This window comes from Wolbachia pipientis (assembly GCF_023661085.1).
Taxonomy (GTDB): Bacteria; Pseudomonadota; Alphaproteobacteria; order Rickettsiales; family Anaplasmataceae; genus Wolbachia.
The window spans coordinates 1-697 of record NZ_JAHDJT010000182.1 but is presented as its reverse complement, the minus strand read 5'-3'; the positions used below and the strand labels follow the sequence as shown (position 1 = coordinate 697).

Sequence of the window (697 nt, the reverse complement as noted above, 5' to 3'; positions counted from 1 at the left end):
TTAAAAGCAGCTAAATTGCAGCGTTTAAGGCATAAAAACGCCAATACTGAAAATAGACAACGGCCAGGGCTTCTTTTGCCTTTTCTTCATTTAGTAAATTTCTTAAATATTTATTACTAAAGTAGTATCTCAGTGTCAGCTACTTGGATGACAGTAGGAGGGGGCACTTGGGTGACAAAAAAGGTTACTTGGATGACACCCTGAAGATTCAAAACCATCATCCCGCTACGTGTTAGCGGATGAGTTCTGCAGGTAGTGGCAGACAGTAAATTGCCTTTTTCCGCTTAATTTAGGTTATGCAAGCAGTCTATTGTAAGAAAATTCATTTGACTTAAACTGCTTACTGTATAAAATTGTAAATAACGTATGAATAAAGGTTAACATGGCAGTTAAAATAAGGTTGGCAAGATTTGGTAAAAAGAAACGCCCTTTTTACAGGATAGTTGTAGCTAATTCGCTGGCACCAAGGGATGGGCGTTTTATTGAGAGAATAGGGCAATATGACCCAATGCTACCAAAAGACAACAAAAATCGTGTTGTGGTAAAAGTTGACAGATTAAAACATTGGTTAAATGTGGGTGCGCAACCAACCAAGAGAGTGCTATGGTTCATCGAGAAAGGTATGATCACTCTAGAAACAAAAAAGAAGAAAATGGAAGCAAAAAAAACAGAGGAAAAGAAAGTAGCAACACAGAAA

1 protein-coding gene is annotated in these 697 nt (G+C 37.4%); it reads left to right on the top strand.

Annotated elements, in window-relative coordinates:
- Nucleotides 1–382 precede the first annotated feature (382 nt).
- A partial coding sequence (rpsP, locus tag DM84_RS06010) for a 30S ribosomal protein S16 (protein ID WP_250779091.1) occupies nt 383–697 on the top strand: 315 nt, incomplete at its 3' end.